General features: G+C 75.0%; 1 pseudogene. It reads right to left on the bottom strand.

Features of this window, described 5'->3' with window-relative positions:
- Window positions 1-268, bottom strand: a pseudogene (locus WDW90_RS39600) (oxalate/formate MFS antiporter); the annotation flags it as partial.

Raw genomic sequence — 268 nt, 5'->3', positions numbered from 1 at the left:
GACCGGCGTGCGCACGGCCTCGCGCGGCGTGCGGTCGACCTTCGCCTGGGGCAGGCGCAGGCGCTTGCGCTGGACCGGAACGCTGACGCTCGGCTTGCGCAGCAGGAACGAGAGCGCGAAGACGACGCCGCCCTGGATCAGCCCGAAGGTCAGGAAGGCGCTCTCGTAGCCGCTGGTGGCGATCATCTTGGCGATCGGCACGACGGTCAGCGCCGCGCCCGCCCCGAAGCCCGCCGCGGTGGCGCCCGCCGCGAGGCCGCGGCGATCC

Source organism: Methylobacterium nigriterrae, from assembly GCF_037106235.1.
Taxonomy (GTDB): Bacteria; Pseudomonadota; Alphaproteobacteria; order Rhizobiales; family Beijerinckiaceae; genus Methylobacterium; species Methylobacterium nigriterrae.
This window is presented reverse-complemented; position numbering and strand designations above follow the sequence as displayed.